At 61.6% G+C, this 6,054-nt stretch carries 5 protein-coding genes and 1 pseudogene; 3 read left to right on the top strand and 3 right to left on the bottom strand.

Annotation, left to right across the window (positions count from 1 at the left end):
• Positions 1 to 4 precede the first annotated feature (4 nt).
• Positions 5 to 289, top strand: a pseudogene (locus GH737_RS15840) (O-antigen ligase family protein); the annotation flags it as partial.
• Positions 290 to 518: 229 nt separating this feature from the next.
• On the opposite strand, the gene GH737_RS12390 reads toward GH737_RS15840, so the two are convergent.
• Entirely contained in the window at positions 519 to 1,316 is a 798-nt protein-coding gene (locus GH737_RS12390; protein ID WP_196233152.1) for a WecB/TagA/CpsF family glycosyltransferase, read from the bottom strand.
• Positions 1,317 to 1,398: 82 nt separating this feature from the next.
• Here GH737_RS12390 and GH737_RS12385 point away from each other — a divergent pair, with 82 nt between their 5' ends.
• Positions 1,399 to 2,277, top strand: a complete 879-nt coding sequence (locus tag GH737_RS12385; RefSeq protein WP_196233151.1) for a glycosyltransferase family 2 protein — start codon at positions 1,399 to 1,401, stop codon at positions 2,275 to 2,277.
• Here the strand turns inward: GH737_RS12385 and GH737_RS12380 are convergent.
• The gene (locus GH737_RS12380; RefSeq protein WP_155265116.1) at positions 2,240 to 3,157 is read right to left on the bottom strand and encodes a glycosyltransferase family 2 protein; all 918 of its coding nucleotides are present in this window, start codon (positions 3,155 to 3,157) and stop codon (positions 2,240 to 2,242) included. The two genes, GH737_RS12385 and GH737_RS12380, sit on opposite strands and share 38 nt — an antisense overlap.
• A gap of 97 nt (positions 3,158 to 3,254) precedes the next feature.
• Here GH737_RS12380 and GH737_RS12375 point away from each other — a divergent pair, with 97 nt between their 5' ends.
• Positions 3,255 to 4,544, top strand: a complete 1,290-nt coding sequence (locus GH737_RS12375) for a flippase (RefSeq protein WP_155265115.1) — start codon at positions 3,255 to 3,257, stop codon at positions 4,542 to 4,544.
• A 1-nt stretch (position 4,545) separates the two neighbouring features.
• Here the strand turns inward: GH737_RS12375 and GH737_RS12370 are convergent, their stop codons facing one another.
• Positions 4,546 to 5,763 (bottom strand): methyltransferase domain-containing protein, encoded by a 1,218-nt coding sequence (locus GH737_RS12370; RefSeq protein WP_155265114.1) that lies wholly within the window; start codon positions 5,761 to 5,763, stop codon positions 4,546 to 4,548.
• Positions 5,764 to 6,054 lie beyond the last annotated feature (291 nt).

The following is a 6,054-nucleotide window of genomic DNA, read 5'->3' as shown; positions in this document are numbered from 1 at the left end:
ATCGCTGGCCGTCGGCATCGTCCTCTTCCCCGCATTCCGCGCGGTCCGCGCCTGGGGCGCGGCGCTCGCCGGCATGGCGGCGGCGGTCGCGGTCGTGTGGATCGCCCCGGCGGCGCCGAGCACCATGATGGGGCTGACCCACGCGGTGCAGCAAACCACCAGCGGCGACGTGACGACCGGGCGGACCACGATCTGGAAGAACGTCATCCACGCGATCGAGAAGCGGCCCGTGTTCGGCCATGGCGAGGGGCAGATGAGCACGGTCGCGCCGACCGCCAACCTCGCGCAGCCGCACGACGTCTTCCTCCAGTTCGCGCTGTCGTGGGGTCTCGTCGGGTTGCTGTGCGCCGCAGTCCTTGCAATCGCTTTTGCGGCTCGCGCGATCCCGACGGCGCGGCGCGAGGGCGGCGCGCTCGTCCCCGCCTTCATGGCGATGACCGCGATCGCCATCCTGTCGCTCTACGACGCCTCGCTTTATTATGCCCTGCCGCAGTCTATCTTCTTCGCCTGCGCGGCCATCATTGCTTCGCAGTGGGGGGCGGAGGAACGCGGCGCCGGTCGATCCGCGTCGCGGCGAGCCAGATCGCGTGGGGCGAGGTCGTCGCGTAGCGCCACAGCAGCTTCGGCGTCGTCACCGCCCTGAACAGCCATTCGAGGTGCGAGCGCTGCATCCAGCGCGGCGCGCGCCGGTAGTGGCCCGTCACATAATTGAAGCCGCCGCCGCAGGTGATCGCCCAGGACGCGCGCAGCGCATCGCGGTGGCGCACCGCGAAGAGCTGCTCGCGCGGCTTGCCGAGGCCGATCCACAGCAGGTCGGGAGCAACGGCACCAATTGCCGCGATGACCGACGCTTCTTCGTCGGCTGTGAAGTAACCGTGATGCCGCCCGGCGATGTGGATGCCGGGGTAGAGCTGGCGAAGCCGCTCGGCGCAGCCAGCGTTCACCTCCTCGGTCGCGCCGAGCAGGAAGTGCGACAGTTCGTGCCCGAGCCCGGCGGCGGCGAGGTCGTGAATCATGTCCGTGGTCGCCGAACGATCGGGGATGGAAGCGCCCGCGACGAGGCGGGAGGCGAGCACGATCCAGCCGCCGTCGGCGTGGACGGCATCGGCCGCCTTGAGCGCCCCGGCGTAGGCGGGATCACGCGCGGCCATCGAAATGCCGTGGCCGTTGGAATCGAACAGCAAAGCCGGCGGGGCGGTCTTCCCGGCGGCCCTGCGCTCGAGGCAATCCTCGACGATCAGCCGGGTGAACTCCGCGCGCGATAGCGTCGCGGCTTTGACGCCGCCGACGAACACATGCTCGACCGGGCCCCCCATGGGCGCGAGCTTAGCTGCGTACCCGGGCGGGACAAGGGCGCGCAACTTGTTGAATGGGCGATGGTGTGAGCTAGGATGCGCCATGCCGCGCTTCAGCGTGATCGTGCCGGTGTACAACCGCGCCGCGACCGTCCTCCCGACGCTGGAGTCGGTGCGCGACCAGACGTTCGCGGATTTCGAATGCATCGTTGTCGACGACGGATCGATTGACGGCGAGCAGTTGAGGGAGGTGGTCGACAGTCTGGGCGATCCGCGGTTCCGCTATGTGCGGCGCGAGAATGGCGGCGGGAGTGCCGCCCGCAATACCGGCATCGACGAGGCGAACGGTGAGTTCGTCGCGTTCCTCGATAGCGACGATCGCTGGCTTCGGGAGAAGTTGGAGCGCGATGTTGAGGTTTGCGGCACCAATCGGGTCGTCTTCTCTCGCGTCCTTGTGGAGAGACGCGGTCGCATCGTTGGTCAACGGCCGCGCACAGCTCCACGCCCCGGTGAACCTATTCCCGACTATCTCGCCTGCCGGGACGGGTTCACGCAGACTTCCACGATCGTGTTGCCGACGCTCCTCGCACGGAGAGTCCGCTTCAACGAGGAAATCGCTTTTAGCCAGGACATGGACTTCGCCATTCGTCTCGCGGCTGCGGGAGCCGAGTTTGAGATGCTGCCTCGATCCGCAGTCGTCATGCTCGACGACGAGACGGGAGATCGCCTGTCGCGATCGAAGGACTGGCGCGGCGCGTTAGCATGGGTTGACGGTGTGCGACCAATGCTGAGCGACCGGGCGTACCACGCCTATCGCGGCCGGCAGGTGGCGAGACTGGCAGCCGAGTCCGGAAAATATCTGACAGGCTTCCGCTACTATCTCGCGGCGTTGGCGCGCGGAGCGTTCGCGCCGAGGGTTGCGGTAAAGGCCCTCGGGCAGGTGTTTATTCGACGATCGATCTATTCGCGACTGCGCGGTTAGACTGCTCGACAGGAACAGCCCCAAACTCTCGCTCCAGAGCAGCGATCATCCGGTCATTTCCGCCCGCTTCATTGCCGGACCATAGTGCAGTTTGTTGCGATCCGGACCACACTACCAGCGACATCCTGCCGCCGACTTTTTTGTGCAGCGTCCCGGCCATTCTTGCGCACCAGTAAAACCACAGATCATCGCCAAACGGGGCAAGGCGCTCAAACAACGCCCGATTGACTATGCGCGGATCAAGGCTGTGAGGCGGATACAGGATGCCGCCGACGCCAGTTGGAAGCAGATCGGCGGACGGGCGGCGTGATGCCTCGTCCTGAACGTCAAAATCCCATTCCAAGTAAGGTGCGACGTTGCAGTTTCCAGTTTGCTTTAGCCGATGCGCTCGGTGGCACGTGATCACTCGTGGTGTGTCGATTCCGTTCACGAGTTCTTCAAGCCAGTTGCGGGGGTAATACGCATCATCGTCCGCGGTCGCGATGAAGGCGTTGGGGAATGCTTCCAGCGCAGGGATGAGCTTCTTGTAAGAGCGCAGGTCATCGCAGGCTCTAATCTCCAGACCACGCGTTTCAAGTCGGCGCACTTCGGTCGGCAGTTGATTCAGGTGCTCTTGAGCAATCCAGAGAATCGTTCTGTCTGCCTTGACGGTCTGGTCTAGCAAGCACGCCAGGGTACGGCGCAGGGTACGAAACCGGGCGGGATAGGAAGTCAAAGACGCGATCAGCTCACCGGGAAGGGCGTGCGGGCAGGCAGTCGTAGGCTGCCTAAGACGCCCTACCGCGAGTGCCGCAAACCAGCGGCTGATAATTCTGTCGCGCAAGGCTCCGAGTTTTCTACGCACGTTTGGATGCAGGAGCTGGCGCGCGGAATAGATCATCCGCGCAAGACTAGCTGCGCTTCCGGGGAGTGACTACGGTGCTCGTTCGACAGCGTGAAGGAGTCATGGCGTGCATCCGCCGAGACCGGGCCCACACATGCGCAAGGCGCTCACCAGCTCGGCTTGGCTACTCACGGAGCGCGCACTCACGCTGCTCCTGAACTTCGCGGTCAGCATACTCGTAGCACGATACCTGGGGCCGACAAGTTACGGGTCGCTGAGCTACGCAATTGCTTTCGTCGCGCTGCTGTCGACCATCTCATACCTCGGATTCGGTGGCATTGTCGTTCAGGAGCTTGTTCGAGATCGAGAGACCCACAGCGACACGATGGGCGTCGTCATCTACTCCAAGCTCGCTGCGGCTTTGTTCGCCGTCGTTCTCGGTAACGCCATCGCCGCTCTCGTCGTGCACGATGGGCGTGATCGGCTCCTCGTGCTTTTGATTTCGATCAGCATGCTTTTCGATGTGGCAATCGGCCTTAGATTGCACTTCGAGGCGCGAACCGAATCTCTCGCGGTCGCGATGGTTGCCTCGGCGAGCAGCGCATTAGGAGCAATTGCGAGAGTGTCGGCCGTTGCTGTCGCCGCGCCGGTGTGGGTGTTCGCACTAATCATTTCCATTCAATCGGCCATCGCGTGTCTCGGCTACGTATTCGTATATCGGCGCAGCGTCGGCCCAAGCTCGCGCCTGACGTTCAGGTTAAACCGCGCGAAATACCTGTTTAACAAATCATGGCCGCTGATCATCTCGTTTTCGGCCGCTACCATTTACCTGAAGATCGATCAGTTCATGCTCGGCCAAATGCGGGGAATGGCTGACGTGGGCACCTATGCGATTGCCGCGCGTGTATCGGAAGTTTCGTATGTCGTTCCCGTCGTGATCGTCGCGTCCGTATTCCCGAGGTTGGTCGAGCTCCGCACGGTGGACGCGTCGAAATACCGGCGACGAATGCGGGAGAGCATTCGCTACCTCTTTTGGCTTGGCATGCTCGTTGCGGTGACTGTCAGTTTTATCGCTCGTCCTCTGATCTCATGGCTCTTCGGCGAAGAATTTCGAGCTGCCGGAACAATCCTCGCCATTCACGTTTGGGCCTGTCCGGCGGTGTTCATGGGCATGATCGTCGAGAAGTGGTTCGTGACCGAGGATCTGCTGAAGCTCTTCATCGGCCGCCAGCTGATGAGCGCAGCTGTGAACGTCGGACTGAACTTTCTTCTCATCCCGAAATTCGGTGGTGTCGGCTCCGCGGTTGCTACCGTAGTTGCGTATACCTTGGCGTATTACTTGTCTTGCTTCACCAGCCGTAAAACGGCTCAGGCCGGCATATGGATGTCTGAGGCAATTGCTTGGCCACTTATCCGCCTGATTCGCGGCCCCCAACGGGCGTGAGTTACCTGCGGGCGAGCAGCAATTTCCGATTACTCTGCCCAGTGTCGTCGGAAGATTCTCCAGACAGGAAGGTCACATTCGGCAAGAGATTACCGAGGTACTCGATCTGATCACGCTGCTGCTCAGGCGTTCCGTTGCTCTCAAACAGTACAGAATCTGCGATTGAAGCAGCGAACTCGATCACTGTGCGCCAGTTTGTGAGCCACATGCAGACAGACAGTAAGAAGCAAACGTCAGCTCGCTGCTCCGGTAGGAAGTCGCGGATGATTTGCAGGTCTTCCTTCTGTAGGTCGAACACATAGAAATTCAGCGGCGAGGCGCCCTTGGCCGATTTTATGCGATTGGCCGCATTCACCATCCGATGGTCGAAGTCGACGCCGACGCCCCATTTCAATCGGTCTGCAAGCTGCAGCAGCATTCCACCTTGGTTCGAGCCGAGATCAAGAACGGATTTGCCTGCAAAATCGATGGGTACCTGAGCAAGGCGCGCTCTTGGATCACGCTGCCCGGAGAGTCGCTGATCGTTCAGATCGATCGAATGGTAGCCGGCGGGGTATTTCTGAGCCGAATAGTCCGTATTGCTCGTCTTTGTATAATTGAGGAGGTTGAAGACCTGCTTGAACTCTCTCGCCACGCTATCGTCCGTGTCGATGTCGACGCGGCAAAAGCGATAAGGTCGCTGGGATTTGTCCAGTCCCGTCTTCCGCAGAATGCCTCGCAGAGTCTTTTTGATTGCAGCGCCGGTTGGATCGATTCCAAAGCCGGTCATACGCATCACATTGCTGACAAGTTGGTGATATCGGTGATTCGTGTAGACGAAGCGCTCGCGACCCTTCCAGAGGAGAGCCCAACCAAACCAGGGTACATGGCCTAGACACCCTTCATCTAGCTCAATTGCAGCTGGTGAATTGTATTCTATCCCGAACCGTTCACGCAGCGAGAACGGAGCGACCACCTCCAGAACATGGAGGGGAGCGTGGCGCCAGCGGTAGAGCCAGACAGGAGTGCCGTTCAGACGTGCACGCCAAAGCAGCCTTTCGCCGCCATCAAACGGCTTTCCAGCTTCTTCCCTCAGCTTCGCCGGGCGATCGAGCAAGATGTTCAACGTGCCGGGGTAAGGCCGTTCTCCCGTGATGATCCGCAGTTCATCAGACGCACGCGAGATATGCTCGGAGCCTACGCCCCGACCAGCAACAACTTTCCCGTGCAACGTGGCCATAAGCGGTGGATAAAGCGAATGCGTCGGCGCGCAACGCCGAACAAGCTATCCCCTCCCACAAATAGACACCCCCTCGCCAACACCCCTTGACCTCACCCCCTCGCCCGCGCGAAAATGCGCGCGGAACCGAGCCGACGCCTTTTTTGGGGGGCATGCGGCCGTGAAGGCAGTACCGGCGGGCGATTTCGCTTCTTGCGACGATCCGGGGACGCGCGTTTCGCGCGGGGGCCCCTTGCGCTTGAGCTCGGGCTGGCGCCTGCGCTTGCGCTCTGGCCGCGCGCGGGCGCTCGC

It is taken from the genome of Sphingomonas segetis, from assembly GCF_009720245.1.
In the GTDB taxonomy this organism is placed as follows: Bacteria; Pseudomonadota; Alphaproteobacteria; order Sphingomonadales; family Sphingomonadaceae; genus Sphingomicrobium; species Sphingomicrobium segetis.
This window is presented reverse-complemented; position numbering and strand designations above follow the sequence as displayed.

What these genes read in the sequence shown, in the direction of transcription:
- GH737_RS12380 (WP_155265116.1), bottom strand. Translation starts at nt 3,157, where the DNA reads ATGATCTATTCCGCGCGCCAGCTCCTGCATCCAAACGTGCGTAGAAAA.
- GH737_RS12370 (WP_155265114.1), bottom strand. Translation starts at nt 5,763, where the DNA reads ATGGCCACGTTGCACGGGAAAGTTGTTGCTGGTCGGGGCGTAGGCTCC.
- GH737_RS12385 (WP_196233151.1), top strand. Translation starts at nt 1,399, where the DNA reads ATGCCGCGCTTCAGCGTGATCGTGCCGGTGTACAACCGCGCCGCGACC.
- GH737_RS12375 (WP_155265115.1), top strand. Translation starts at nt 3,255, where the DNA reads ATGCGCAAGGCGCTCACCAGCTCGGCTTGGCTACTCACGGAGCGCGCA.
- GH737_RS12390 (WP_196233152.1), bottom strand. Translation starts at nt 1,316, where the DNA reads ATGGGGGGCCCGGTCGAGCATGTGTTCGTCGGCGGCGTCAAAGCCGCG.